General features: G+C 58.4%; 27 protein-coding genes and 1 tRNA gene. 10 read left to right on the plus strand and 18 right to left on the minus strand.

Going from position 1 to position 24,237, the window contains the following annotated elements:
• Nucleotide 1 precedes the first annotated feature (1 nt).
• The 14 genes from AC3RLQ_RS24030 to AC3RLQ_RS24095 form a co-directional block, all read right to left on the minus strand.
• A complete protein-coding gene (locus AC3RLQ_RS24030) occupies nucleotides 2-1,288 on the minus strand; it encodes a TolC family protein (protein WP_493031194.1) in 1,287 nt (428 codons plus the stop codon).
• Nucleotides 1,289-1,428: 140 nt separating this feature from the next.
• The gene (locus tag AC3RLQ_RS24035; protein WP_493031195.1) at nucleotides 1,429-1,899 is read right to left on the minus strand and encodes a hypothetical protein; all 471 of its coding nucleotides are present in this window, start codon (nucleotides 1,897-1,899) and stop codon (nucleotides 1,429-1,431) included.
• A 120-nt stretch (nucleotides 1,900-2,019) separates the two neighbouring features.
• The gene (locus tag AC3RLQ_RS24040; protein ID WP_493031196.1) at nucleotides 2,020-2,796 is read right to left on the minus strand and encodes a DUF932 domain-containing protein; all 777 of its coding nucleotides are present in this window, start codon (nucleotides 2,794-2,796) and stop codon (nucleotides 2,020-2,022) included.
• Between the two features lie 29 nt (nucleotides 2,797-2,825).
• Nucleotides 2,826-3,020, minus strand: a complete 195-nt coding sequence (locus AC3RLQ_RS24045; protein WP_493031197.1) for a hypothetical protein — start codon at nucleotides 3,018-3,020, stop codon at nucleotides 2,826-2,828.
• 66 nt (nucleotides 3,021-3,086) lie between these two features.
• On the minus strand, nucleotides 3,087-4,520 hold the full coding sequence (locus tag AC3RLQ_RS24050; protein ID WP_493031198.1) for a DNA polymerase III subunit beta family protein: 1,434 nt from the start codon (nucleotides 4,518-4,520) through the stop codon (nucleotides 3,087-3,089).
• On the minus strand, nucleotides 4,517-4,714 hold the full coding sequence (locus tag AC3RLQ_RS24055) for a hypothetical protein (protein ID WP_493031199.1): 198 nt from the start codon (nucleotides 4,712-4,714) through the stop codon (nucleotides 4,517-4,519). The genes AC3RLQ_RS24050 and AC3RLQ_RS24055 overlap by 4 nt, the downstream gene beginning before the upstream one ends.
• Before the next feature lie 78 nt (nucleotides 4,715-4,792).
• Nucleotides 4,793-5,854 carry a WGR domain-containing protein gene (locus tag AC3RLQ_RS24060; protein WP_493031200.1) on the minus strand — a complete coding sequence of 354 codons (1,062 nt, stop codon included), beginning with the start codon at nucleotides 5,852-5,854 and terminating at the stop codon, nucleotides 4,793-4,795.
• Nucleotides 5,855-5,941: 87 nt separating this feature from the next.
• Complete coding sequence (locus AC3RLQ_RS24065; protein WP_493031201.1) at nucleotides 5,942-6,388, minus strand: hypothetical protein; 447 nt, start codon at nucleotides 6,386-6,388, stop codon at nucleotides 5,942-5,944.
• Nucleotides 6,327-6,701, minus strand: a complete 375-nt coding sequence (locus AC3RLQ_RS24070) for a hypothetical protein (RefSeq protein ID WP_493031202.1) — start codon at nucleotides 6,699-6,701, stop codon at nucleotides 6,327-6,329. Before AC3RLQ_RS24070 ends, AC3RLQ_RS24065 begins: the two co-directional genes overlap by 62 nt.
• A 61-nt stretch (nucleotides 6,702-6,762) precedes the next feature.
• Nucleotides 6,763-7,575 (minus strand): RecB family exonuclease, encoded by an 813-nt coding sequence (locus AC3RLQ_RS24075; protein WP_493031203.1) that lies wholly within the window; start codon nucleotides 7,573-7,575, stop codon nucleotides 6,763-6,765.
• A complete protein-coding gene (locus AC3RLQ_RS24080) occupies nucleotides 7,572-8,096 on the minus strand; it encodes a hypothetical protein (protein ID WP_493031204.1) in 525 nt (174 codons plus the stop codon). Before AC3RLQ_RS24080 ends, AC3RLQ_RS24075 begins: the two co-directional genes overlap by 4 nt.
• A 138-nt stretch (nucleotides 8,097-8,234) precedes the next feature.
• Nucleotides 8,235-8,447 carry a hypothetical protein gene (locus AC3RLQ_RS24085; protein ID WP_493031205.1) on the minus strand — a complete coding sequence of 71 codons (213 nt, stop codon included), beginning with the start codon at nucleotides 8,445-8,447 and terminating at the stop codon, nucleotides 8,235-8,237.
• A gap of 226 nt (nucleotides 8,448-8,673) precedes the next feature.
• Nucleotides 8,674-8,755: transfer RNA gene (locus tag AC3RLQ_RS24090), tRNA-Leu, on the minus strand.
• Between the two features lie 50 nt (nucleotides 8,756-8,805).
• Nucleotides 8,806-9,744 carry a CPBP family intramembrane glutamic endopeptidase gene (locus AC3RLQ_RS24095; RefSeq protein WP_493031206.1) on the minus strand — a complete coding sequence of 313 codons (939 nt, stop codon included), beginning with the start codon at nucleotides 9,742-9,744 and terminating at the stop codon, nucleotides 8,806-8,808.
• A 34-nt stretch (nucleotides 9,745-9,778) separates the two neighbouring features.
• On the opposite strand from AC3RLQ_RS24095, the gene AC3RLQ_RS24100 reads away from it, so the two are divergent.
• Nucleotides 9,779-10,075, plus strand: a complete 297-nt coding sequence (locus AC3RLQ_RS24100; protein ID WP_461527393.1) for a hypothetical protein — start codon at nucleotides 9,779-9,781, stop codon at nucleotides 10,073-10,075.
• Nucleotides 10,076-10,082: 7 nt separating this feature from the next.
• On the opposite strand, the gene AC3RLQ_RS24105 is transcribed toward AC3RLQ_RS24100, so the two are convergent.
• On the minus strand, nucleotides 10,083-10,820 hold the full coding sequence (locus AC3RLQ_RS24105; protein ID WP_493031207.1) for a hypothetical protein: 738 nt from the start codon (nucleotides 10,818-10,820) through the stop codon (nucleotides 10,083-10,085).
• Nucleotides 10,821-11,027: 207 nt separating this feature from the next.
• Here AC3RLQ_RS24105 and nuoD point away from each other — a divergent pair, with 207 nt between their 5' ends.
• Together nuoD and AC3RLQ_RS24115 are read left to right on the plus strand one after the other, a co-directional pair.
• On the plus strand, nucleotides 11,028-12,287 hold the full coding sequence (gene nuoD, locus AC3RLQ_RS24110; RefSeq protein ID WP_493031208.1) for an NADH dehydrogenase (quinone) subunit D: 1,260 nt from the start codon (nucleotides 11,028-11,030) through the stop codon (nucleotides 12,285-12,287).
• A 35-nt stretch (nucleotides 12,288-12,322) separates the two neighbouring features.
• A complete protein-coding gene (locus AC3RLQ_RS24115) occupies nucleotides 12,323-12,823 on the plus strand; it encodes an NADH-quinone oxidoreductase subunit NuoE family protein (protein ID WP_395730411.1) in 501 nt (166 codons plus the stop codon).
• A 65-nt stretch (nucleotides 12,824-12,888) separates the two neighbouring features.
• Here AC3RLQ_RS24115 and AC3RLQ_RS24120 read toward each other — a convergent pair whose 3' ends face one another.
• On the minus strand, nucleotides 12,889-13,551 hold the full coding sequence (locus AC3RLQ_RS24120; protein WP_493031209.1) for a type II secretion system protein: 663 nt from the start codon (nucleotides 13,549-13,551) through the stop codon (nucleotides 12,889-12,891).
• A gap of 314 nt (nucleotides 13,552-13,865) precedes the next feature.
• Between AC3RLQ_RS24120 and ppdK the strand changes: the two genes are divergently transcribed.
• Nucleotides 13,866-16,814 carry a pyruvate, phosphate dikinase gene (gene ppdK, locus AC3RLQ_RS24125; RefSeq protein ID WP_493031210.1) on the plus strand — a complete coding sequence of 983 codons (2,949 nt, stop codon included), beginning with the start codon at nucleotides 13,866-13,868 and terminating at the stop codon, nucleotides 16,812-16,814.
• A gap of 141 nt (nucleotides 16,815-16,955) precedes the next feature.
• Here ppdK and AC3RLQ_RS24130 read toward each other — a convergent pair whose 3' ends face one another.
• Nucleotides 16,956-17,471 carry a hypothetical protein gene (locus AC3RLQ_RS24130; protein WP_493031211.1) on the minus strand — a complete coding sequence of 172 codons (516 nt, stop codon included), beginning with the start codon at nucleotides 17,469-17,471 and terminating at the stop codon, nucleotides 16,956-16,958.
• Between the two features lie 146 nt (nucleotides 17,472-17,617).
• Here AC3RLQ_RS24130 and AC3RLQ_RS24135 point away from each other — a divergent pair, with 146 nt between their 5' ends.
• Genes AC3RLQ_RS24135 through AC3RLQ_RS24160 form a run of 6 tightly spaced genes read left to right on the plus strand, consistent with a single transcriptional unit; the run spans nucleotide 17,618 to nucleotide 23,130 of the window.
• On the plus strand, nucleotides 17,618-18,073 hold the full coding sequence (locus AC3RLQ_RS24135) for a DUF2452 domain-containing protein (RefSeq protein WP_395730407.1): 456 nt from the start codon (nucleotides 17,618-17,620) through the stop codon (nucleotides 18,071-18,073).
• On the plus strand, nucleotides 18,073-19,323 hold the full coding sequence (locus AC3RLQ_RS24140; protein ID WP_493031212.1) for a valine--pyruvate transaminase: 1,251 nt from the start codon (nucleotides 18,073-18,075) through the stop codon (nucleotides 19,321-19,323). Before AC3RLQ_RS24135 ends, AC3RLQ_RS24140 begins: the two co-directional genes overlap by 1 nt.
• Entirely contained in the window at nucleotides 19,301-20,287 is a 987-nt protein-coding gene (locus AC3RLQ_RS24145; RefSeq protein WP_493031213.1) for an SAM-dependent methyltransferase, read from the plus strand. Before AC3RLQ_RS24140 ends, AC3RLQ_RS24145 begins: the two co-directional genes overlap by 23 nt.
• On the plus strand, nucleotides 20,284-21,702 hold the full coding sequence (locus AC3RLQ_RS24150) for a TonB-dependent receptor (protein WP_493031214.1): 1,419 nt from the start codon (nucleotides 20,284-20,286) through the stop codon (nucleotides 21,700-21,702). The genes AC3RLQ_RS24145 and AC3RLQ_RS24150 overlap by 4 nt, the downstream gene beginning before the upstream one ends.
• Before the next feature lie 52 nt (nucleotides 21,703-21,754).
• Nucleotides 21,755-22,060, plus strand: coding sequence for a PLD nuclease N-terminal domain-containing protein (locus AC3RLQ_RS24155; protein WP_493031215.1), 306 nt, complete (start codon nucleotides 21,755-21,757; stop codon nucleotides 22,058-22,060).
• Complete coding sequence (locus AC3RLQ_RS24160) at nucleotides 22,057-23,130, plus strand: HD domain-containing protein (protein ID WP_493031216.1); 1,074 nt, start codon at nucleotides 22,057-22,059, stop codon at nucleotides 23,128-23,130. Before AC3RLQ_RS24155 ends, AC3RLQ_RS24160 begins: the two co-directional genes overlap by 4 nt.
• Here the strand turns inward: AC3RLQ_RS24160 and AC3RLQ_RS24165 are convergent.
• Nucleotides 23,127-24,227 carry a site-2 protease family protein gene (locus tag AC3RLQ_RS24165; protein WP_493031217.1) on the minus strand — a complete coding sequence of 367 codons (1,101 nt, stop codon included), beginning with the start codon at nucleotides 24,225-24,227 and terminating at the stop codon, nucleotides 23,127-23,129. The two genes, AC3RLQ_RS24160 and AC3RLQ_RS24165, sit on opposite strands and share 4 nt — an antisense overlap.
• Nucleotides 24,228-24,237 lie beyond the last annotated feature (10 nt).

Here is a 24,237-nt window from a genome sequence, read left to right on the forward strand (position 1 = left end):
GTTATGGCTTTTGGGCAGCGGGGGCAGCGAGGGTGACGAGACTGCCGGGCGCTCCGGTGAGTGCCTCCAGCATGAGAGCTGCGTCGAGCGCCTGGACCTGGGTGTCGTTGATGGCCTCCACAGCAGCGAGATACTTGTCCTGCAAATCGACGAAGGTGCTCATCGGCACGGCTCCGAGACGATAATGACGATCCGCCAGCGCTGCCGCGTCGCTGAACTTGGACATCGTATCTTTCTTCCATAGAGCGAGGCGAGTCCGTTGTGTTTTGAAGATCAGCATGGCTTCCGTGACCTGCCGCTCCACCTGGCGCTGTGCAGTGCTGAGGCTTGCCTGTGCCTGCATCTGGCGTGCTTCAGCCGCAGTGACTTCAGCCTTGCCATTTTTCCAGGATGGAAGCGGAAATGACACACCGACGCCAATCACCGACTGATTTTCCAGTGCTGGGGCATTCTGCTGCTGGAAGAACGGCCCGACGGTAACCGTGGGATAGCGCTCATTTTTCGCCAGCGCGACTTTGAAGCCTTGCTGCTCTAGTTCCGAGCGCCGGATGCGCAGGTCATAGTGATTGTTCATGGCTGTGATCAGCAGCCCTTCAAGCGACGGAGCCGTTTTCATCTCGAAGGCGCTCCGAAGGACGACCAGTGGGGCATCAGCACGGCGGCCCATGAGCTGGTTCAATTCCAGCAATGCCTGCTGCACGGCCACAGCGGCTTTGGCCGCGCTCGATTCAGCCACGAGCGCCGCCGCCTCAATGGTGACGATCTCCAACTGCGGAGCGATGCCCGCAGAGTCGCGCTGCACCATGACCTCTCGCAATGAGGCATAACGAGTGGCGACTTCGCCTGCCGCACGGGCAACATCCTGCTGTGCGGCGAGGGAGTAAGCCAGCACCCTCACACGTGAGGCGAGATGAAAACGAAAGCGCTCCAGGCCGAGCTCGGCTAGCAAGACATCGCGGTTTGCAATCGCCTTTCGTAAACCGAGACGCCCCGGCCACTCGATAGGTTGCGCGAGGCTGGCCGAAAACGCCAGGCCATCGGAGCTGCCGTCGGGTGCGTAAAGTGCGTTCTTCCCGTATTGCAGTTCGATGGTGGGATTTGACTGCCTGCCCGCCGTGCTGCGCATGGCCTTGCTCTTGGCAATCTCCGCTTCGTAGAAGCGAATTTCCGGGTTGGCGGCAAGCGTGATCGAGACCAAATGCTCGATGGATTTGGGCGTGGGCGGTTCCTCTGAGAGGATCGCAGACAGGGGGATTAACAGAATAAAAGGATAAAGGACGGAGCGCATGATGGGAACGGTTTGAGTGGCAGGCAAAAGCACGAAACAACCTCGAAATGAGGAAGGCAGATGCACACCGCTGATCAGGAGCGTGCATCACTCCGGCGCATTCATTCACCACCCTTTGGGCGGTGCTACGCACGGAAAAATTAGGCCAGAGCCGAAGGGGCACGTACAGGCAATGCCGCACGGCTCACAAACACCCATGTCGTCCGCAACTGCGGCGGCGCGGTGGTCATCAAAGGCACTGGCACGGCACTTACCGCAGCCGACTCATTCAAACGAAGCATCGCCTGGATGAGATCTGTGATTTCAACCATCTGCATTTGCGGCATCGCAACCAAAACAGGCACCTGGCTATGGGAGATAGTGTCGCTGGGACAATCCGGCAGACAGGGAGTCTCCGACTGGTGTTCCGTTTCGCTCCGGCTGTCACAGTGATGCTCGGTCAATACTTCCACTCCCAAACAGCACACCGAAGCAGGCACCATGAGTGCCAGCAATACGAGTGCGAGGATTTGCAAGAGGTGTTTCATCGGCGACGGAGTTTCAATAGTAGCTGACATGACAAAAAGGTCAAGGGTGTAGCTCGGGTCATTACTTTTGAAGACCTCTTTCAACGAGATTTAATATGGAGCACGCAGCAGACAATGTGTGATAGCTAAAAGAAAAGGTCCTCTTGTGAGAGAAGCTTTTCCGTTCCGCCTGCGGCAGCCTGATCCTCTGGGAATCAAGCGCAGCTAGGCGGAAAGCCCGACGTGGTTGTCGAGCAGGCCGTGGAGGGCTTCCGTGCGGCGAGGGAGTTCGGTGAGATTGCCTTTCAGCGTTTCGGTGAACGCATTGAAGAGGCTCCAGACGTTCCGGGGCTGGAACGCCTCATGGCGCGGCATACGCCATTCATGCAGCACCAGAGGGATGTGACGGTTGGGACAAACGCCGACATCCAAAGCCCGCACCACGAGATCGTGGGCAGTTCGGTCGTCCAGATCGGTGAGTTTGTAGCTGGCGATGCGGCTGTCCTGATGGTGCCAGCGCTCCATCAGTCTGCCCACGGCGCTCTGGACGAGGCCGGGCAGATCACGCATGATGAACCGGGTGTGCTTGCGGGCGAGTTTGACCTCCCCGTAAAACGCGAGATTGTCGCAGCAAAACACGGATGATCCTGCCACAATGCCTGCGGGGAATGTCTTGTCGTGACTGTTGCGCAGGCCGAGCACCCAGCAGTAATCCTTGTCGTGTTCACGACGTTGGATTTCCATGAGGCCAAAGTAGCGCATGCCATCGTGTGTGAGGCTGTGAGCTTGGGTGCCGACAGTCAGGCCGTTGCTGCGAATCGTGCCTTCCACCTGCTTCACCAGTTCAATGTGCGGGATGGGACTCCAGCTTTCTGTGGAATGAGGAGTGGGGACGGCGATGATTTCCTTCCGTTCAGCGGCACGAGCGCCGCAGTGGAGGATGAGGTTGGGATGAGGACGTTTGATAAACGTGGGGGCTTCAGGTTCGAGTTGAGCAATCATGATGATATTGTGGTTCGTAGTTGAGAGCGTCAGCAAAAGAGACGCTCGATTCTTTGGATGACGGGAACGGCGAGCTGCTTGGCTGGCAGCTCGCCTGAGCTGGTCCAGTAGCGATTTCCGGTCACTTCCCGCCACTCGACCTTGATGGTGCCGAGCGGGGTGATGATGGTGGCTCGCTTGGGACGCTCGTGCCTGTCGAAGACAATGGACGAGATGCGTTTCATAAAACGAAAGGAGCCAGGCACGTCGCTGAAGACGCGCCTGGCTCCATGGGGTGTGTGGGTGGTGGATTACAGTTTGAGGCTTTGCAGCGAGCGCAGGGTGGTGCGGACGGAATTCAGCTCCCGAGCGCTTGTCTTCTGGTCACGGTGGATGGCCTTCAGCTTGATGGAGAGCTCACGCAGCAGGTTGAAACCTTCGTTGAGCTTGTCCCGGAGGAGCAAGGTCAGATCGATGACTTCTTCCGTGGCGCTTTTGGGTTCGCCTGATGCAGGCCCTTCGGTGGTGGGATGAGTGATCATGTGTTGGGGTGGTGGTGCAGGCGGCAGAACTGGCCGGGATGGTGGCATGTTTACCAGTGCCGGTTGTGGGTTTGCTGATGGTCTGGAGGAGGGGCCATCAGGTCGCAGTGGCATCACGATCATCTGCCTGCCCTTGTTGTGAAAACGCAGGGGGGCGATTTGATCGATGATGCTGATGGTGTTTAGGCCGTAATCGAGGGCCTTGATGAGGAAGCGTCGGCTCAGGAAGATCAGTGCTTCCGGACCCTGAACTTTGGCATCGAGCACAGGGACTCGGGTCCATGGCTCGTTGCCGTTGTCTTTGCCGAGGAGCAGCAATTGCCCTTCTTTACATTCCAAGCCGAGGGTCTGGTACTTCTCCGCATCGTGACAAGGCATGCGCTGGATGAGCTTGATGAGCGTTTCCAGTTTTGCCGCATCGAGAGTGATGTGGGTCTTGGCGTCGTCTGGGTTCGGAATGGTTTGCCGCCAATTGGGATAGTTCCCGTCGATCTGTTTGCTGATGAACCGCCAGCGTCGGCTGCTGAGCTGGACCGTTTTGTCGTCCGCCTTAAGCTGCCATTCGCCGTCGTTGTTGAATTCCTTCCAGCCGAGGAACTTGTTGTTCGGAATAATGACGGAGTGCTTCAAGGGCAGCGCAAAGGAGTTTGCGCTGTACAGATGCTTGCCGTCGGTGCCGACGACGTAATTGGCCTTCGGGTTGCTGGCGTCGATGAAGGTGCCATTGAGAACATACCGTGTGCTGTCGATGCTGGCACATTCCATCGCTTCGTGAATGGAGCGGCGCAGTTCGGGCGGCAGCGGGATGGCCTCGCCAGGAAGTCGCGGTGTCACCGGGAACTCTGCAAGTGGGATAAGTTTCACTTTGGATTCGCCGAGGTTGTCAGCCAGGGCGAATTTGATGACGGGGCCTCCCGGCGTGGTATCAATGAGAAGGCTCTCATTGCGGTCACAGTTTTTGGTGAGCTGAACGAGCTGGTCATGGGGGATAAAAACCGTCATGGATGGCCCTGTGGCGGGATGTTCGAGACGCACGGTGACGAAGCGGTCAAGATCGGTGGTCGTGAGAGCAATCCAACCATCGGCCGTACGCTCGACTTTAACGTGCTGCAGTATGGGCAGAGTGGATCGTGGATTGATCACTTTGCCGAGTCCAACAAGGGCGGGTTTCAATTCCGCAATGGGAAGAGTGATGGGGTTCATGGATGTGGTGGTTGAGGTTGATCGCCGGGATGCAATGGCTTCTCCGGCTTCACGTTGGTTTGCGGGACGACGATGATGAATTCCTGTCGCAGTTCCTTGATGGCTGGTTGCGAAGAGGAGCGTGGGCAGGCGGTGCCTGTGAGGACGAGCAGCGCACAGGCTGCCATCCTGATAAAAGGGGCAATGTTCTTCATGATGAATGAGTTTTCGGGTTGTACGCAAACAAGCCCGTGCGCTGATAAAGACACATGGGCTTGAGCGTGGGTGTAGTGCTAGGTATCCGTTTCAGCTTTGTACTTGAGCTGGGCGGTGGTGCATTCGGCGGCGCGGATGTCGGTGCGCGAGCCAAGGTAAACCGGCTGGTAAATGCTGCCGGATTCCTTGAACGCGTAGAGGTAGCGGCAATCAACCACGGTTCCCGGTGCGGGAACATCGTGATTGGGTGGGATGGTGACGTTGCCAGCGGGGCGCACTTTGTCGCCCTCGAACAGGATCAACGAGACGCTCCGTTTATCATTCACCTTGGTGACGATGAACGATGCGGTTTCGTAGAACTTATATTTGAGCTGGCTGCCGCCGCTGTTGGGTCGGCCGGGAGTGTACGGCGCGTCCTTGTGTTTGAACACCACGCCTTCCTTCCCCTCTCTTTTGAACTGCTGGAACCAGCCAGCCGTTTGAGCGGGGAAGAATACCCGCACCTCCTGGATATGGGGATGATCGAAAGCGTTGAGCATGTCGCGCATCCGCAGATACCGCACCGAGAACGCCAGAGGACGTATGTCCTCCGGGCCGATGGTGAGCATGTCGAAGGCATGGAAGGTGTCTCCTACAGCTTCGCCATCGAGAACGAAGTCGCGCGGGTATTTGGCCACGTTGCGTGTGATCCCGTCAGGAACAGCAGTGGGAAAACCCAGGCGGTTGATGCCAGTGATCTGGTCGCCGTCCTTTTTGATGAGCAGGCGGCGCCCATCGAGTTTCTCCTGCATCCAGTAGTCGGGATTGAGCAGGAACTGGTCAAGCTGCTGTTCGTTGATGGGATTGAGGAGCTGGCACTGGATGCCGGTGTGTTTGTTGGGGGATTCTGGTGGTGTGGTGGGAGCAGTGTCGACTCTAGGCGTGTAGCCCTTCGCCATCTTTTCACGGACGAGTTTGTCGTAGATGCCTTTGGCGATGGGATATTCGACCGGCGTCTGCGTTTTGCTGCCGACGGTGAGTGTGGAACCGCGACGGCCATAAGCGAAGTGTACGTGATAACCATCATCCTTGGGGGAGATGCTGGCTTGGTACACTTTGTCGGAGGGGCCTTCGCGGAAATACAAAGTGATGCTTTCCATGGGGTGAATTCCTTTCTTGAAATGAAAAGAGCCGGACGATCCTGCGATCATCCGGCTCTGGGTTGGGTATGGGTCGTGGGTGCCGTGTCAGTAGTTGTAGGGATCCCGGCGCTGTTGATGGCGCAGGCGCATCGAGAGAATGGATTTCCCAATGGAGACCAAGCCGGCAATGAGACCGACAACCAGCAGCACCGAGAGCGGCACCAGGACAACATTGGAGGTCGTCTTGCTGATGACATCGATCCACTGGTTGAACTGGTTCAAGGCCAGCGTGACCAGTGGTGCCACCAGCAACGCTGGCACCGCAAATCCTATGGCCAGACGCAGGTTGAACTTGAACCACTCTCGCAAGGTTCCCTGCGGTGAGAGCCAGTATTCAAATCGACGACAGGTGAAGCTGATCACCTCAGCAGAGCGCTCAATGGCGCTGAGATGTGGCAGGGCATCGTCAATGGCGGGTTCGCTGAGCGGTTCAGGCTGCCATCGTCGAATGACGATCTGGCGGGCCTGCTTCGCCCAAGTGGTGGCGGGCACCGTTGGGAGCTGCCGGGGTAGCGGTGGGGACTGTTCGTCCCATTCTGGTTGTTCCATCATAATGTTGGCGTGTTTTGGCCCCGAGGGCGGTTCCGATGACAAACAACAGCACGCAGCCCACGGCGAGAGTGCCGGTGGCAATCTCCCAGCGCGTGGTGCTGGCGTGCTGTTCCGAGATGCGATCTTCCAACCTGACGATCTTGGCCCGGTATTCCGGTCCGAGGTCAGGCGGCGGATCGTCGAAGAACCAGCCTGCGTGCGTGTTCGGCGTGAACAGCACCAGCAGGCTGGTGATGAGGATGAGATGTTTCATTGTAGATGTGGGGATGGGCCGCAGGCCAGCGCTCGTGGTGAGCGCCGACCTGCTGCATGGTTTAATGCCAGCGGCGGCATTCGCTGAAGAACTCACAGCTTGAACAGTGCATCCCAGGCGAAGGGATGAAATCACGACGCTGCAATCCTTCGAGGTAGGCCTCCATTTGCCGGAACAACCGCGTCTGCTGCGGTGGGCTCATGGCTGGCAGTGTGGTGATGACCACTTTGGGATTTTTGAGTTTGACCAGGTGATGTAGCTGCATGCCGGCTTCCTGCGCACCAGTGTTGTGGCGATACAGGATGGCATAGCTGCTGGTCTGGATCTCAGTGGTGTGTGCGACCTTGTCCGTGTTGGGGGTCGTTGCACTGGTCTTGTAGTCGATGATCTGGCGTTGCTGCACCAGATCGAGAATGCCGATGAGACGGGGCAGCCCATGCTGTTGCAGATCGGCCTCCACCGGGACTTCCACGGCATCGGGTTTGATCTCAGCAGGGACATGACTTTCGCGCAGATAGGTGTCGAGCAGACGCCAGCCGGTGGTTTTGTCGGCCTCCTCCTCCCCGGTTTCCCATGTCACCGATCCCTCGGTATCGTCCGCCCAGGCTGTTTGGTAGGTTTCATGGACCACCTTGAGCGAGAGCGGTTGCTGCACCCAGCGTGCCTTATTCCAGGCTTTCAACACGGCGTGAACCGCATTGCCGAGATGGAGCGAGGCTGTCTTGGGTTTCTTGAGCTTGAGCACGTAGCGGAAGTAGAACTTCAACCGGCATTGCAGGAACAGCGACAGCCGTGAAGCTGACACTGTTGCCTGCAATGCGGTGATGATGTCCTGCTCGCTGCGCTCCGGTGGTGAGGCAGCGGGTGTGTTCATGCAGCTTGGGCGGTGGGTTGTTGCTGCCAGCGGGTCTGGCGTGGTGCGGGCTTGCCTGCTTTGACGAGCAGGTCCTCAATCAACTGAGACGCCTGCATCTTGTTGAGCTGCTTGACGCCGATGCCGAAGAGCTGCTGGGACAGATCCTCCGCCACCTGTTTGGTGATGCTGGCGTTCTCGCTGACAATGCGCAGGATAAACCCGCGCTGGCCATCGGTGCAGTTCCAGCGATCCGTGACGGGCGGTGGAGCAGAGCGATTGTTGCCGTTGACCGGGTAGGAGCGCCCATTTGATTGTGACGCCGCCTGCCCGTTGCCGTTGGTACTGGCCGTCGGGACGAAACCGGGGTGCTGGATTTCCTGATCGACGGACTGTTGCAAGAGCTGGTAGAGCTTCTGCACTTCGGCTTCGACCTGGGTGATGTCACTGAGCTCGACTTCAACGGAGGCGCTGAAGCTGTGGCTGCTGTACTGAGGCAGTCCGAGTTTTTTGCTGTAGTTGGCGCTGAGTTTGATGGCCATGATGTTGTGTCTCCTGATGTGGGGTGGGTGTGCTTGGGTGGATGAAGAAGCCGCCACATGGCCCGACAACAAAACACCCGGCCCCTCTTGCGAGGGAACCGGGTGGATGAAGTGGGATATTGTGACGACGTAGAGCGGCTAGCAGTTGTTGCCAGCCTCCTGAATGCGGCCCTGAGCCGGGACGCTCATCTGCGTGGCAGCGATGCTCCAACCCTGCGTGTGTTGCAGGGATGAAGTGAGCAGATCGTTGACCAGTTGTGTCATGGGACGGCGTAGCCGCCGGCCTTCATGATACAATGCGCAGACGATGACCCGGTTGATGCAGGGCGAATAATGGGTTCGCCGGGGCATGTGGGTGGATGAGAGAGCTGGGGATAATGCCCGGCTTCTCAATTTCTTATAACGCGAAAGAGGGGCAAATTGCAGTCCACCCTGTGGGCAAGCCAAGTGTGGAAGTCTGCCCAGCCAACAAACTGGCCGGGGATGTTGCTCCGCAAAAGTGGCCAAGAAGTGGCCAAGGTACATTTTTTCGAGGTTTCGTCGCAACACTCAAAATTTGCCATTTCTCCTTCGCAAGTGCCGGAGACAGGACTCGAACCTGCACTAGTTTCCCAACCAGATCCTAAGTCTGGCGCGTCTACCAATTCCGCCACTCCGGCATGGAGTTGCATGCGGCATGATCCGTGCGGACACCCATGCTGCAAATGAATTATCGCGTGCGCAGCAGACGGCAGGCGATCCAGCCGGTGGCCAGAACCGTGCACAGCGGCATGAGTCCAATCTTCAAATTGGCTCCGATCCAGGGCAGCCAGCTGCCGGAATAGGTGGTCAGGGCGCTGAAGTATTTCAGACCAAAGACCCAGCCGCCATGCAGGCCGATGCCGGCCCACAACGCCCCCGTTTGCATGCGCGCTTTGGCCAGCACCCAGCCGACGGCGAAGAGCGTGGCAAATTCAGCGAGGAGAAAGTGCACATCCCCAAAGCCGACGGCGATTTGTCGGAGCACGAGGAATCCACTGCTCCAGGTGACGGCGGCATCACTGATCTGCCAGCCTTCCGGGGGTTTGAGGAAATGCACCAGGGCGAAGACGAAGGTGAGTGAAAGCAGGGCTTTTGTCTCCTTCATGGTCCGCAACAGCAGACCCAGCAGCAGACTGCGGAAGAAAAACTCCTCCACGATGCCAGCGCCGAGTGCCGCGGTGATGGGTTCCCCCAGTTTCCACCAGCGCGGGTCGGGGCGCAGTTGATAGGCGCCGATCTTGAGGAAAATGAACCCGAGCGCGAGCAGCAGACCCGAGGCCAGAACAAAGCCGACGGCCCATTGTTTGAGCCCCGTTTTGAACGGACGCCAGGCGGGCAGCAGCGTGCGCTCCAGCCGCACCCAGCGCATGAAGGGCCAGATAAAGGCCAGGGCGCAGACGAGCACGGCGCGGTTGAAGTAGCGGGTAAACTGCGCCCGCTCGATTTCTGAGAGCAACCACTTCACCAGCCCGGCCTCATGCAGGGATGAAGTGGAAAGCCAGCCATGGGCGGCTTTGCCAAGGTGAAACAAAGGCGCGGACAGCAGCGCCCCGCCAAGCATGACAGCGAGAAGATAGAGCAGGAGTTTCGGCAGGGCAGGGGAACTGCCGGGGCTGGCGGCTTGCATGGGAGCGATACTAGCGCATTCTGCGTGCTCTCAAATGACCAAAAACCAAATCCACGAATGGCATGAGCGTCTCGAAGACGGTCGCAAACAATACATCCGCGCGTACTGGAACTCGCGTGAATGGCTGTTTCGCTATGCCCATCCCGATGGCGAGACGTGGATGCCGCTGGAAAATCCACCCCCGGAGCGCTGGCTGGAGCTGCGTGATCTGCTCTTCCGCAAGTATCAGCGCAAAAAGCTGCCTTGGAAGTACGTCGTCGATCTGGACAAGAAGCTGGAGGACATGGGGATCAAGATCGAGGGAGACGAGCCGCAGACCGAGGACGACTGACGTCCCGTCATTGGGCACCGACGTTCGTTTTGATCTCGGACGTCACTCCTCCGCCGTAGGCTGCGCCAAAACGCATGCCCACCTGCACCTCGGGAAAAAGAAAACGACGGCCTGCGCGTGCACTGCGCCGCCGCGAAACAATCCCGAGCAAGGCCAGGACGACGCCCCCGCCGGCCAGAAAGACTGGAACAGCCAGCGCGAACGGCTTTTCACCCCGTTGCAGCCAGAGTGACTGTTTCAGCCGCACGGTTTCCATGCTGCGCAGCCGGTCCATCCAGTAGCGCGTGGCCTGTGTCAGCCTTTCTTCGAGAGTGAGCTTGGTGTCGGCCTGGATGCGGCGAGCCTCTTGGATGATCTCGACGAGATCGGCCGCCGGGTAGCGTTCCCAGAAATCCGGAGAAAACGACATCGCGTTGCTGTTGCTGGCACGGTCGTAAGCCATCAGCACGGCAGGCCGCGTCCCGCTCCATTCACGTCTCGTGATCTGAGCCTTTCTGCGGACGGTGAGCCCTGCAGGCATGAAACTGGTGGCCTGGATCCACGCATCGCATTTCAAATTCTGGGAAAACTGTTTGAGCTCCTCGGCGAGCACCCGATGGCTTTCAGGGGTGAGGGCCCGGGTGTCATCGCGAATACCGTCTGCAGGCGGCTCAGTCTGGGCCACTCCCCACCCAGCCATGGCCAGCCATACCCCGGCAAAAGCTGGGAAAAGCAGGTGTCGCTTCAGGCGTGGGGGGTATCGCATGTCCGGCCGCAGTCTGCCCCAGACCGGGCCTGAGGGCAACTTCCGGCGTGGCAGCTCCGGCGCCGTCACCCTAGAATAAAGAGGTTGGAGAGGGTTTTTTGAGGCTGGTTTGAGCGCGCTTGTGAAATTTTTCACAAAATCGCCTTGCCGCTCTTTGGGCAGCGTAGATAGATACCCCTCACGCACGCTACCAGCCCCCTGCTTTTCATGCCCACTGTCACCCGAGAATACGAGGCCCCGGATACCGCCGCCAAAGCGGCCCGGCAGCTCGAAGCTGTGGAAGAAGCCACGACGGACATCGTCGGAGAGAAACTGGTGCTCAACATGGGGCCCAGCCATCCGGCCACCCACGGTGTGTTGCGGCTCATTCTGGAACTCGACGGCGAAATCATCACCAAGTGTGATCCCGATGTCGGCTTCCTGCATCGTGGCGACGAAAAAATCGCCGAGAACATGCACTACAACCAGTTCGTGCCCTACACGGACCGGCTGGACTACCTGGCACCGCTGGCGAACAACGTCGCCTATGCCCTCGCTGTGGAAAAGCTCATGGGCTGGGAAGTGCCTGAGCGTGGCCGCGCGATCCGCGTGATCTGCTGCGAGCTGGCCCGCATTTCCGCCCACATGCTCGGAGTCGGGGTGTTTGCCATGGATGTCGGTGCCATGACCGTCTTCCTCTACACCTTCACCGAGCGCGAAAAGATCTACAATCTGTGCGAGCAGCTCACCGGCGCGCGCTTCACCACCAGCTACACCCGCGTGGGTGGTCAGATCCGCGATTTGCCGAATGGCTTTGTCGGTGCCGTGAAAACTTTCCTCGATCAGTTGGAGCCTGTCATCGATGAGATCGACAAGCTGCTCTCGCGCAATCGCATCTTCATCGACCGCACTCAGGACATCGGGATCATCTCCAAAGAAGACGCCATCGGTTACGGTCTCACAGGCCCAAACCTGCGCGGTTCAGGTGTCGAACATGACCTTCGCAAGGCGCATCCTTACCTCGATTACGACAAGTACGAGTTCGACGTGCCTGTTGGCTCCAAGGGCGACTGCTATGATCGGTATCTGGTACGCATGGAGGAGATGCGCCAGAGCGTGCGCATCCTCCGGCAGGTGTTCGCCACTTTGCCCGAAGGCCCCATCAATGTGGCAGACGCCAAGGGGCTGCTGCCAAAGAAGGAAAAAGTGCTGATGAAGATGGAGGAGCTCATCCACCACTTCATCATCTCCACCCAGGGCATTGATGCTCCTGCGGGAGAAGTTTATTTCGCCGCCGAAAATCCCAAGGGAGAGCTCGGCTTCTACATCAACAGCACCGGCGGCGGTGTCCCGCACCGCTTGAAAATCCGTGCTCCCTCTTTCCTCAATCTCAGCATCATCTCCAAGCTGATCCCCGGCCACATGCTCAGCGACATTCCTGCAGTGCTTGGCAGCCTGGACTTCGTCATGGGCGAATGCGACCGCTGATTCATCCTAACCATTTCATCCGAGACACTCCCCGCATGGCCTTTGAAGTTCCAGCCGAATTGGAAAAACGCATGGACGAGGCGATCTCGCACTATCCCGTTTCAAAACGCAGCGCCGTCCTCCCCCTGCTGCATCTGGTGCAGGAGCATTTCCGCTTCATCAGTGAAGAGGCCGTGAACTGGGTGGCCGCCAAGCTCTCTCTTGAGCCGATTCAGGTGCTCGAAGTCGTCACTTTTTATCCGGGCTTCCGTCAAACCGCCCCCGGCAAATACCATATCCGCGTTTGCCGCACGCTGTCATGCGCCATGGCGGGGAGCTACGAACTGATGGACGCGCTCTGCAAAGCTGGCAACATCGACCGCTCCCACACGGATCATCATCATCCCATCGCGGTCAGCGCCGATGGCAAGTACAGCATTGAATTTGCCGAGTGTCTGGCAAGCTGCGGTTTTGGTCCGGTCTGCATGATCGAGGACGACTTCTATGAAAAAGTTGATCCCGCCAAAGCAGGTGAACTGCTCGCGCAGCGCGCCTGATCAGGCATAAAAAAGCGCAGCGGTTTTGCCGCTGCGCCTCTAGTTGTGACGGATGTCAGGACCTCTCACTTGCTCCGCCAGGACACAACGTCGTCCGGAGTCTGTGCCTTCAAGTCCTGGCCCCAGCTGTAAATGGCGACTTCCAGAGGAAGCATCTTTGGCGGCGGGCTGATGGCGTTTGCAGAGATCTTGGGATCCGAGTTGGTCAAATCTGGATTGGCCACCTGCAGATCACCATTGGTATCAAGCAGCACATAGTAGACGGTGCCCCAGAGATCGACCAGCTTGTAAGGGGGTTGGGCGTTGACCAGGCCAAACTTGCCATTCCTGGCAATCGGCAGATCAATGAATTTGATGCCTTTGGGGTTCAGGTTGACTGTTCCGCCGCCGCCGCCTGCGGCAGAGGATGACGTCAGCGTTGTGAGCGCACCGACGATGCCGCTGTTCTCATCTGTCATCAAAGCCTGAATGTCCTGGCCGGCGGCTGCCGCGCTGAGCAGGCTGGGATTCACCGGCCAGCGGTTGTAATCAACCTGATAGCTCGTGATGGCGCTGCGCAAATCTTTAAGGACCACCTGCACCTGCAACTTTCTCCCATCCGCCATCAGCTTGTTGGCCTGTGAAATGACCAGGCCTGCAAGGACGGCGATGATGGTGATCACCACCAGCAGTTCGATGAGCGTAAAGCCCGGTCGTGTGGAAAAGTTGGAACGAGGTTTGAGTTTCATGATCTTCGGTTGGGTTTGTGTTGGGCGTGTGCCAGGAACGATAGGGGTTCAAAAAAACAGTCGTCGTTCCGCTGAAGTATTTAATCGTTTTTGCATTGCCACGTCAATACTTGTCATGAACAAGCGCCAACTTCGACGGGGGCTGACAAGGTGAACCACGACCCTTGGGACCCAAGATGCGCCGCCTTCACCGGGCGGCTTTGATTGTCAACTAATGCTTGCATCATATACTGCAACGATTTAAATCCGCGCTTCAAACCCCACAGAACACACACACAACCACGGATCGCATCAGACGATTCGAAATATCTCATATGGCAAAGACAGCATCCAAGGGCAGCGCAGACAAAAAGAAGTACGTTTACTTTTTCGGACCAGGAAAATCAGACGGCGATGGTTCCATGAAAGCATTGTTGGGCGGCAAGGGCGCCAATCTCGCAGAGATGAGCCGCATCGGCCTTCCCGTTCCTCCCGGGTTCACCATCAGCACAGAAGTCTGCACATACTTTTACGAGAACAAGAGAACCTACCCTGCCTCTTTGCAGTCGCAGATGGAAGCTGCCGTCAAAGGCATGGAAAAAATCATGGGCTACAAGTTCGGTGACGCCAAAGGCTTCCCGCTTCTCGTTGCCGTGCGTTCCGGTGCGCGTGACTCCATGCCCGGCATGATGGACACGATCCTCAACCTTGGCCTGAACGATCAAACCGTTCTCTCCTTGGTTGCCGCCACGAACAACGAACGCTTCGCCTGGGACTGCTACCGCCGTTTCGTTCAAATGTATGGTGACGTCGTTCTCGGCGTGCAGAAGCTCGAAGGTGAAGACCATGAGCCGTTTGAAATGGCCATCGAGAAGTTCAAACACGAAACCTACGGCAAGGACATCATCGACAGCGATCTGACCGCCGATGACCAGAAGGAACTGGTGAAGCGTTTCAAGGCTCTCGTCAAAGAGCGCACCGGCAAGGTGTTCCCTTCCGATCCATGGGATCAGCTGCGTGGTGCCGCCGGCGCCGTCTTCGGCAGCTGGATGAATGACCGCGCCATCGTTTATCGCCGCAAGTACAACATCCCTGCCGAGTGGGGCACTGCAGTGAACGTGCAGGCCATGGTCTTCGGCAATACCGGTCCGACCTCTGGATCCGGCGTGGCCTTCACCCGTAATCCTGCGAACGGCACCAACGAGTTCTACGGTGAGTTCCTCATCAATGCCCAGGGCGAAGACGTCGTCGCCGGCGTGCGCACTCCTGAGCCGGTGCTCCAGCTCAAGAAGGAAATGCCGAAGTCCTACGCGGAACTGCTGGTGGTCCGCCAGAAGCTTGAAAAGCATTTCAAGGACGTGCAGGACATCGAGTTCACCATTCAGGAAGGCAAGCTGTTCATGCTGCAGACCCGCAATGGCAAACGCACCGCCGCCGCCGCTCTGAAGTTCTCCATCGACATGGTGAAGGAAAAGCTCATCGACTGGGAGACCGCCGTGCTGCGCAATCCTGCCGATCAGCTCGAACAGCTCCTTGCTCCGATCTTTGACGTCGCTGACGTGAAGAGGGCCAAGGCCATCGCTTCCGGTCTTCCTGCCGGCCCGGGTGCCGCATCTGGCAAGATCTACCTCAACGCCGACCGCGCCGTCATCGCCGAAGCAAAAGGTGAGAAAGTGCTCCTCGTCCGCAACGAAACCAGCCCGGAAGACCTTCGCGGCATGATCGCTGCCGAAGGCATTCTGACCGCACGTGGTGGTGTTTCATCCCACGCCGCTCTCGTCGCCCGTCAGATGGGCAAGGTTTGCATCTGCGGTGCCGCCGCTCTGGAAATCGATTACGACAAGAAGACGGTTTCTGTCGCAGGTGTGACCTTCAATGAAGGGGATTACCTCTCCATCGACGGCACCAGCGGCATCGTTTACGGCGGCGAGCTGAAGACTGCTCCTTCCGAAATCATCACCGGCATGATCAGTGGTGACAAGGCCGCGCAGGGCACCGAAAAATTCAAGAGCTTCCAGCAGCTCATGACTTGGTGCTCCAAGGCCACTCGCATGCAGGTCCGCACCAACGCCGACAATCCGGAGCAGACGCAGAACGCCATCGCTTTCGGTGCCCAGGGCATCGGCCTCACCCGCACGGAACACATGTTCTTTGAAGGTGACCGCATTGACGCCGTGCGTGAAATGATTCTGGCCGACAACGTGGCTGACCGCAAAAAAGCGCTCTCCAAGCTGCTTCCATATCAGCGTGAAGACTTCACCGGCATCTTTAAGGCGCTCAAAGGACTTCCCGCCACCATCCGTCTGCTTGATCCTCCGCTTCACGAATTCGTGCCGCATGAAGAAAAAGCCCAGGCTGAGCTCGCCAAGAAAATGGGCGTGGCAGTTGAGAAGGTCACCGCACGTGTCGCTGCTCTGCATGAGTTCAATCCGATGCTCGGACATCGCGGCTGCCGTCTTGGCATCGCTTATCCTGAGATCACCGAGATGCAGGCTCGCGCCATCTTTGAAGCCGCCGCAGATGTGGCGAAGCTGAAGATCAAGGTGAAACCTGAGGTGATGATTCCGCTCGTCGGCTTCAAGAAAGAACTCGACCTGCAGGTCGAAATCGTGCATAAGGTAGCAAAAGAAGTGATGGCTGAGAAAAAAATTAAGCTCGACTATCTTGTCGGCACCATGATTGAGGTGCCGCGTGGAGCTCTCACGGCTGATGAAATCGCCGAGACCGCACAGTTCTTCAGCTTCGGCACCAATGACCTCACGCAGACTGCGCTTGGCATCAGCCGTGATGACATGGGCAGCTTCCTGATGCCTTACACGGAGAACGAAATCTTCAAGAAGAACCCCTTTGCCACGCTGGATCAAACCGGTGTTGGCCAGCTCATCAATATCGCCATCGAAAAAGGCCGCAAGACCAAGCCCGACATCAAGCTGGGCATCTGCGGTGAACACGGCGGCGATCCTGAGAGCGTCAAATTCTGCCATCGTGCAGGCCTCACGTATGTGAGTTGCAGTCCTTTCCGGGTCCCAGTCGCACGCCTTGCCGCAGCGCAGGCCGCGATCGAAGAAAAGCGCGCCGCCGCTCCGGCCGCCGCAGGAAAAAGTGTCCGTGGAGGTGCCAAAAGCGCGTCCGTGGCAAAACAAAACAACAACGCAACCAACAACAAACAGAGGATAAACACCATGGCTAAGAAAGCTGCAAAGAAAGCCGCCAAAAAGGCGCCCGCAAAGAAAGCCGTCAAAGTCGCAAAGAAGGCCGCTAAGAAGGCTGCGAAGAAGAAGTAACGCATTGGCCTCCTAGGGAGGTCAATGTGGCGGAGCAATCCGCCGCCAAAAGCCCTGTGGGGATCACTCCTCACAGGGCTTTATCTTTGAATGCGATGGCCTCTGTTAGGTTCTTGGCCCAGGAAAGGAAAGCGCGTCTGTTTAACGCTTCACGTCTTGATCGTAAACGGAGCCGGGAGGCGGCGCGGAAAGATAGGTTCCCCCGGCTGAGATGGCATCATTGCGGATGCTTTTGGATTGGCTGAGCTGTTCATTGGCAGATCGCATGCTGCCCATGCCTGCGGAACCACCCATGCCTGTAACGGCGCCATAATTCTGGTATGAGGGTTGGTAAAACGAACCCATCCCTCCGGATCCGACTCCGCCGCTCATGCCATTTCCTCCCACCAGTCCCGCATGCAATGCCACCGGCTGATCCGGAGTCGGAACACCATCAGATTTGCGCTCTGACTCGGCGAGGTAGTGTTTGTTCCATGCTGCGTTGTTGACGTTCTCAGCAACCTTGGAATCCAGCCGGTGCTTTTCTTCCGCATAGTCAGCTTTGCTCAGCGCACCGCTGGCGCGCTTTTTCTCAAGGTCATCGTACATGAACTGATATCTGGCGCGGACCACTTTTTCATAGGCATTCAGGTCTGCCAATGTGGGAATGCTGTCCATGGTTCTGCTAGCGCATGATGCCAGAAGACCAGAGAGCACTGCGGCCTGGAGGAGTTTCGAGACGTTATTCATGGCTCATTCTAAGCTCCCGCAGCGGCATTTCAAATCAAAGCGCCGTTGCATATCGCACCCCCGCAGCCCATCTTATGATAGAAAACGCCCCTGTTTTGGACCCCATCGACGCTGCTCTGCAAGCCCCCGAACCCCGCGGCAACTACCTGCCGTATCCGGCTTCGCGCCTGGCTGCCAAAATCATCCCCCAGGATCTTACCAACTTCAAATCCCGCGGCGTTTCCCGGGTCGAACGCGTCCTCCAGCAGGAGATGGTGGAAATTCAGGAGCGCTACATGGAGGTCATCGACGCGTTCAACTGGAACAAGCTCATCTACGAAAGCAGCTTCGGTTTTGAACCCGTCTGTGGCGAGGTCTATCACCTCTACGAAGTCTCAGGCAGGCACCAGCTCAGCATGATTTCTCCCGAGGAGTGGCATCAGCGCTGGCTAGGCAGTGTCAGATTGAACGCGGATGGCCGCTGGCAGATTGAAAAAGCTGCGCCAGATTTCAGCATTCGCGACTGGGTGCAGACCTCGGTCGCCTCTTGATGCAACCCACCTTCTCAGACATCGGCCAGCGCCTAGCTGGCCCCAGCGGCATCCAGGAACTCATGGATGATTGCGGAGCCGCGCTCACCACCCATCCGGACATGCGCATGCTCGGCGGCGGCCAGCCTGCGGCCATTCCCGAGGTGCAGAAGCTCTGGCGCGATCGCATGCACGCCATGCTCGACGATGGCAGCATCGACCGCACCTTGCTCAACTACGATCCTCCCGGTGGCAATCCACTCTTCCGGGACGCCTTCGCCGGCTTTCTCAATCGCGAATGCGGCTGGAACGTGACCCATGAAAACATCGCGGTCATGCCCAGTTCGCAGTCTGCGTTCTTCCTGCTCTTCAATCTTCTCGCTGGGCAGACCGGCACTGCCAGGAAGCGCATCCTCTTCCCGCTGCTGCCTGAATACATCGGCTACGCCAACCAGGCGCTCTGCCCCGGCCAGTTCACCGCCTGTCTGCCCCGCATTGTCGAAACCGCCCCGCACGAAATCAAATACCACGTCGATTTCGATCAGTTGCGCATCACACCCGACATCGCCGCCATGTGTGTCTCGTGTCCCACGAATCCCACGGGCAACGTGCTCACGCAAAATGAGTTCGAAAGCCTGCACGCACTGGCGGATGCGCACGGCATCCCTCTCATCATCGACAACGCCTACGGCCATCCTTTTCCCGGCGTCATTCACAACGGCTTCCTGCCCCAGTGGCAGCCGGGCATGATCTTCAGCATCAGCATGAGCAAAGTCGGTCTCCCCGGAGTGCGCACTGCCATGATCGTTGCCGATCCTCACATCGTGAAGGCGCTGTCGAACATGAACGCCATCGTTTCACTTGCGAACGGTAACCTCGGCCAGGCGCTCCTCATGCCCCTGCTCAAAGACGACACCCTCGTCAAACTCGGCCCCACGGTCATTCGCCCCTTCTACCGCGAACGCTCCGACTTCGCCAAATCCGTGCTCGCATCCGCCCTGGGAGATCGCGTTCCGTGGGCTCTGCATGCTCAGGAAGGGGCGTTCTTCCTCTGGCTCTGGGTCAATGGCCTGCCCATCCCTGCGGCAGAATTGTATCGCCGGCTCAAAGAGCGCAAAGTGCTCGTCATCCCGGGGCATTACTTCGCTTTTGGTCTGGAGAAGGAGTGGCGTCATCCACACGAATGCCTGCGGCTCACCTACTCGCAGCCGGAGCACATCGTGCGCGAAGGCTTGGAAATCATCGCTGATGAAATCATCCGCAGTTTCTGAGCCCTTCTCCGCCTTCATGGCACGTGCCCTGTTCGATCCCGAACGCGGCTACTACACCCGCCACATCAAGACCGTCGGCGCACGCGGCGACTTCTCCACTTCCGCCACTCTCTCGCCAGCGTTGGGTCACGCCATCGCAGCCTGGCTCAAGGCTGAATCTCGTTTGCAGCCCCAGGTGCGTCACATCATCGAGGTCGGCGCAGGTGATGGATCGCTCATGAATGCGGTGCGCAAGGCGCTCGGCTGGTTGGCGCGCCGTCGCTTCACGTTTCACATCGTCGAGACCTCGCCGGTGCTGCGGCAGGAGCAGCAAAAGAAGCTGGGCACCAAGGTGACATGGCACCAAGATCTCGAATCCGCACTCGCCGCTGCGCAAGGCCAAGCGCTCATCTACCACAACGAACTCCTCGACGCCTTCCCTGCCACCCTCGTGCAATGGAGCGCCGCCGAGCAGCGCTGGCTCGAAGTCTGGGTGCCGGAGCAGTTGCACCCACACGCTCTCGATGCGGCCCACTACAGCGCGTTGCGTCACACCACCTTTGCCGACCGCCAGCGCTGCGAGCTCCACCCCAGCATTCGCGACTGGCTGCACCAATGGACACCGCATTGGAAAGGCGGCGCCATGCTCACCATCGACTACGGCGACGAATTCCCCCGGCTCTACCATCGGCGGCCACACGGCACGCTGCGTGCTTATCTCCTGCACCAAAGACTCACCGGAGCCGACATCTATGCCAATCCTGGCCGCCAGGACATCACTGCCGACATCAATTTCACTGACTATGCCGCCTGGCTGCGTGAGCTGGGCCTCACAGAGGCTTCGCGCCAGACCTTGGCCGAATTTCTGCATTCACACTCTGCACCTGCACCAGCCGCGCTCACCGACGCCGATGGAGCCGGAACTGCCTTCAAATGCTTCGTGCATCGCCGTCAGGCATGCGCATCATCAAATCACCCCACATGAATTCTGTTAACGACCGCCCCGGCACGCTTGAAAAAGCGCTCAAGATCAATCTCGCGCACACCATCTATGGCACCTTTGCTGAAATCGGCGCCGGACAGGAAGTCGCCAATTGGTTCTTCCGCGCCGGCGGCGCATCCGGCACTGTCGCCAAAACCATGTCGGCCTATGACATGACCATCAGCGACGAGATCTACGGCAAATGCTCCCGCTACGTCTCGCGCCAGCGCATGTGCGACATGCTGGAGCATGAGTATCCCATGCTCATTCAGCGGCTGAATGCCAAACGGGGCGCCACCACCACCTTCTTCACGCTGGCAGACACTGTGCGCGCTCGTTCCTACCGCGACACCACGGAGGAATGCCATGGCTGGATTGGCCTGCGCTTTCAGACAGACCCCGGCGGTCCCAGCAGCGAAATCCAGATGCATGTGCGGCTCTTGGACGACTCCAATGCACGGCAGTCGGATGCCCTCGGCAAACTGGGCGTCAATTTCATCTACGCCGCCTTCCATTTGCGGGATGATCTCTCCACTTTCCTTCAAAGCCTGCTCGACGATCTCAGCCGCAAGCGGGTGGAAATTGACATGATCGACTTCACCGGCCCTGCCTTTGCCGCATCGGAGTTCCAGGATCGTCTCGTGGCATTGAAACTCGTCCGCCTCGGTCTGGCTGACGCCGCACTTTTCGGTGCCGATGGCGAAATCTGGCAGGCTTCCGATGTGCTTTACAAAAAGCCGGTCTTCCTCAAGCGCGGCAGCTTTGATCCCATCACCAAGCTCAACCTCGACATGATCGAGCGTGGTCAGGCCGCATTTCAGGCAGATTTCGGCGATTCCGCCCGCAACAACATCGAGATTCTCGAAATCACCATGCACAACCTCCTCGCCAGTGGTGCCGAGGTGCCGGACAGCGAATTCCTCGCGCGTGCAGATGTCCTCCAGGCACTTGGCAAAAACGTGCTCATCTCGACGTATCCGGAGTTTCACCGTGTCAGCAGCTACCTTGCGCGCCACACACAGTGCCCCATTGGCATCGTGCTTGGCCTGCCTTTGTTTCAAGAACTCTTTAACGAACGCTGGTGCACGGATCTCGAAGGTGGCCTGCTCGAAGCCTTTGGGCGGCTCTTCAAAAATCAGGTCCGTGTCTATGTTTATCCCATGGGCAATCCCATGAACGGCCAGATTCTCGGGCTGAACGATGTTCGCGTCACTCCTGAGCAAAGGCATCTGCTCCGCTACCTGATTGAAACCCAGAGTGTGCGGGCGCTGGAGGAGCCCAATCAGGACTTCCTCTTCCACACCAGCGCCGAAGTGCGCAACATGATCCACGCACGGGATGGCAACTGGCAGTCCCTCGTGCCAGACATCGTTCTTAAGCAGGGGCCGTGGCGTGAGATCGGGCAGCCAGTTATGTAACACCGGCATACCTATTGCTTTTCTGGGCGCAACCGCTTGAATTCGCGGCATCATGCCGGACTTCAAATTCACCAGCACAGAACCGCTCTGGATCGCAGTCTGGGTCGTTTATATCCTGATTTACTGGGTGACTCTCGCCTACCTGCTTAACCGCAGACGCTTTGGGACCCATGAGCGCATCCTCTGGTTCTTGGTCATCACTTTCGCACCAGTCATCGGCATTCTGTTGTTTTTCCTCATCAGCGAAGAAGACAAACTTCCACCCACTCACGCCTCCCAAAGCCGCCCTCCGCTTTCAGATACCACCGGCACTCCCTGGCAAAACAATCCCGGCCACACCAAAGACTCCGCCCCATGAGCGATCAAATGCCAGACGACCTCGACCTCATCACGATCACCCAGCTGCGGCAGGTCGCGAATCCAACACCGCAGCCCTACCGGCTGCACCTGCAGGTCGAATCACGCATCGAAAAAGCCACCAGCTCCGGCAGTCCCTTCTTCGAGGTGAAGCTCGTCGATGCTGCCGATTCGTTCATCTGGCGGGTCTTTGACAACAATCCGCTGTTCCAAGACGCGGCCAAACTGGGGCGCAATGCTTTCATCCAGCTCGCAGGACAGTGGGTGGAGGGCAAATACGGTCTTGAACCACGGCAGGTGCAGATGCGCCTGCTCGCCGAAGATGAAGCCAGCACACTGCTTCTCGGAGATCCCGATCTCTCAGCACGCCAGTCGGCTGATTACGCTGACATCGTCGCCTTCGTCGAATCCATGCGTGACCCACGTCTTGCAAAGCTCTGCCGGGTGTTTCTTGAACGCCATGGCGAACGCTTCCGCCGCACCGGTGCAGCGCGCAAAAACCATCATGCCCGCCGTGGTGGTCTGGTGGAGCATGTCGCGCAGATGATGCGCTGCGCGGTGGCTCTGGCGGGCCTTTATCCGCAGTTGAACCGTGACCTCATGATCGCGGGCGTCTTGTTTCATGACTGCGGCAAACTCTGGGAGAATGTCTATGCCGAGTCCGGCTTCACCATGCCTTACAATCTCACCGCCGAAATGCTCGGCCACATCCCGCTGGGCCTGGAGCTGGTGAACAAGCTGTGGCGTGATCTGCTGGAAGATCCTGCAGCGGCGGAATGGACCTCCTTGGAGCCCGCTTCTGAAATCGTGCGCCTCCATCTGCTGCATCTCATCGCGGCCCATCACGGCAGCCTTGAATTCGGTTCCCCCGTTCTGCCAAAGACGCCTGAGGCCGTGGCGCTGCATCACGTCGATAACATCGACGCCAAGCTCGAAATGTTCCGGCGTGGCTACGCCAGCAGCAAAGAACTCGCCCCTGGCATCTTCGAGAAATTTTCCCCGTGGCCGGTGAACATCGTCGCACCGCTGCCCGCCGTGCATCTGCCGCCGGCGGAGAGCGCTGCTTCTTAGGCGCGCAGTTTCATCAGCGCCGCACGCACCATGAGCGTCTCGCCCACGTTTTCCGTGGTGAGCAGGCCGATGAGTTCACCGCTGATGGGATCAAGGACCGGCAGGGCCGGACAATCGCTGGCGTTCAAGGTTTCGAGCGCCTGTGTCAGTTCAATCGTGGCCTGAGTCGATTCAGGGCAGGGGCGCATCACCTCCACCACCGGCTGCCCGGGGCCCTTTTCCGCGAGAGCTGAGATCAGATCATGTCGCGTCAGCATGCCCTGGATGCCGCCATGGGCGTCCAGCACAGGAAAGTCCTGCTGTGCGCCGGCGAGCAGCAGCTCGACACCATCTCGCAGCGTGGCCTCCGGTGGCAGGCTGCGGAAATCCGTGAGCATGGCATCACGCACGCGCAGATTCCGCGTGGCCTCCTGCTGGGTGACCATGGCTGCCTCCTGGCCTGCGGCCATGAAGATGAAGAAGCAGATGAGCAGCAGCATGGGCTGAAACGTGTGGTTCAGCAGCATGTAGATGGCCACCATCATCGCAATGCCCTGCCCGATCGAAGCCGCCCGGCGTGTGGCAACTCCGTACTCCATGAACATGGCGAACAAGGCGCGCAGCACCCGGCCGCCGTCCATGGGAAAGGCGGGGATCAGGTTGAACACGACCATGAGGATGTTCCACATCATGAGCTTCTGGAAGAAATGGCCTGATTGCAGAAAATCGTAGCCGGGATGGAACGCCGTGTTGATGCCAAGGCCCAGCCAAATGGCCGCTGCGATGATCACATTGACCAGCGGGCCGCTGATGGCCACCACCAGTTCCTGCGAAGGTTTGCGCGGCATGCGCTCCAGCCGCGCCACGCCGCCGATGGGCAGCAGCGTGATGTCCGGCGTGCGGATGCCGTAGCCCCGCGCCGCCGTGACGTGCCCAAATTCATGCAGCACCACACATGCAAACATGGCGGTGATGAACAGGGTCGACTCCAGCGCTGCAGGAAGCCCCTGTCCGCTTAAAAAACTCTGGCTGGCGACGAACAGCAGCAGCAGCAGGAAGGTGACATGAACACGAACCTCCGTGCCGGCAAAGGTGAAGAGGCGAAAGGACCATTTCATAGATGGGGAA

It is taken from the genome of Prosthecobacter sp. GW821-HT29F12 (genome assembly GCF_058803405.1).

Excerpts from the sequence above, each read along its gene's own strand:
- AC3RLQ_RS24030 (WP_493031194.1), bottom strand. The coding sequence starts at position 1,288 with ATGCGCTCCGTCCTTTATCCTTTTATTCTGTTAATCCCCCTGTCTGCG.
- AC3RLQ_RS24040 (WP_493031196.1), bottom strand. The coding sequence starts at position 2,796 with ATGATTGCTCAACTCGAACCTGAAGCCCCCACGTTTATCAAACGTCCT.
- AC3RLQ_RS24045 (WP_493031197.1), bottom strand. The coding sequence starts at position 3,020 with ATGAAACGCATCTCGTCCATTGTCTTCGACAGGCACGAGCGTCCCAAG.
- AC3RLQ_RS24050 (WP_493031198.1), bottom strand. The coding sequence starts at position 4,520 with ATGAACCCCATCACTCTTCCCATTGCGGAATTGAAACCCGCCCTTGTT.
- AC3RLQ_RS24055 (WP_493031199.1), bottom strand. The coding sequence starts at position 4,714 with ATGAAGAACATTGCCCCTTTTATCAGGATGGCAGCCTGTGCGCTGCTC.
- AC3RLQ_RS24060 (WP_493031200.1), bottom strand. The coding sequence starts at position 5,854 with ATGGAAAGCATCACTTTGTATTTCCGCGAAGGCCCCTCCGACAAAGTG.
- AC3RLQ_RS24070 (WP_493031202.1), bottom strand. The coding sequence starts at position 6,701 with ATGAAACATCTCATCCTCATCACCAGCCTGCTGGTGCTGTTCACGCCG.
- AC3RLQ_RS24075 (WP_493031203.1), bottom strand. The coding sequence starts at position 7,575 with ATGAACACACCCGCTGCCTCACCACCGGAGCGCAGCGAGCAGGACATC.
- AC3RLQ_RS24080 (WP_493031204.1), bottom strand. The coding sequence starts at position 8,096 with ATGGCCATCAAACTCAGCGCCAACTACAGCAAAAAACTCGGACTGCCT.
- AC3RLQ_RS24085 (WP_493031205.1), bottom strand. The coding sequence starts at position 8,447 with ATGCCCCGGCGAACCCATTATTCGCCCTGCATCAACCGGGTCATCGTC.
- AC3RLQ_RS24095 (WP_493031206.1), bottom strand. The coding sequence starts at position 9,744 with ATGCAAGCCGCCAGCCCCGGCAGTTCCCCTGCCCTGCCGAAACTCCTG.
- AC3RLQ_RS24100 (WP_461527393.1), top strand. The coding sequence starts at position 9,779 with ATGACCAAAAACCAAATCCACGAATGGCATGAGCGTCTCGAAGACGGT.
- AC3RLQ_RS24105 (WP_493031207.1), bottom strand. The coding sequence starts at position 10,820 with ATGCGATACCCCCCACGCCTGAAGCGACACCTGCTTTTCCCAGCTTTT.
- nuoD (WP_493031208.1), top strand. The coding sequence starts at position 11,028 with ATGCCCACTGTCACCCGAGAATACGAGGCCCCGGATACCGCCGCCAAA.
- AC3RLQ_RS24115 (WP_395730411.1), top strand. The coding sequence starts at position 12,323 with ATGGCCTTTGAAGTTCCAGCCGAATTGGAAAAACGCATGGACGAGGCG.
- AC3RLQ_RS24120 (WP_493031209.1), bottom strand. The coding sequence starts at position 13,551 with ATGAAACTCAAACCTCGTTCCAACTTTTCCACACGACCGGGCTTTACG.
- ppdK (WP_493031210.1), top strand. The coding sequence starts at position 13,866 with ATGGCAAAGACAGCATCCAAGGGCAGCGCAGACAAAAAGAAGTACGTT.
- AC3RLQ_RS24130 (WP_493031211.1), bottom strand. The coding sequence starts at position 17,471 with ATGGACAGCATTCCCACATTGGCAGACCTGAATGCCTATGAAAAAGTG.
- AC3RLQ_RS24135 (WP_395730407.1), top strand. The coding sequence starts at position 17,618 with ATGATAGAAAACGCCCCTGTTTTGGACCCCATCGACGCTGCTCTGCAA.
- AC3RLQ_RS24140 (WP_493031212.1), top strand. The coding sequence starts at position 18,073 with ATGCAACCCACCTTCTCAGACATCGGCCAGCGCCTAGCTGGCCCCAGC.
- AC3RLQ_RS24145 (WP_493031213.1), top strand. The coding sequence starts at position 19,301 with ATGAAATCATCCGCAGTTTCTGAGCCCTTCTCCGCCTTCATGGCACGT.
- AC3RLQ_RS24150 (WP_493031214.1), top strand. The coding sequence starts at position 20,284 with ATGAATTCTGTTAACGACCGCCCCGGCACGCTTGAAAAAGCGCTCAAG.
- AC3RLQ_RS24155 (WP_493031215.1), top strand. The coding sequence starts at position 21,755 with ATGCCGGACTTCAAATTCACCAGCACAGAACCGCTCTGGATCGCAGTC.
- AC3RLQ_RS24160 (WP_493031216.1), top strand. The coding sequence starts at position 22,057 with ATGAGCGATCAAATGCCAGACGACCTCGACCTCATCACGATCACCCAG.
- AC3RLQ_RS24165 (WP_493031217.1), bottom strand. The coding sequence starts at position 24,227 with ATGAAATGGTCCTTTCGCCTCTTCACCTTTGCCGGCACGGAGGTTCGT.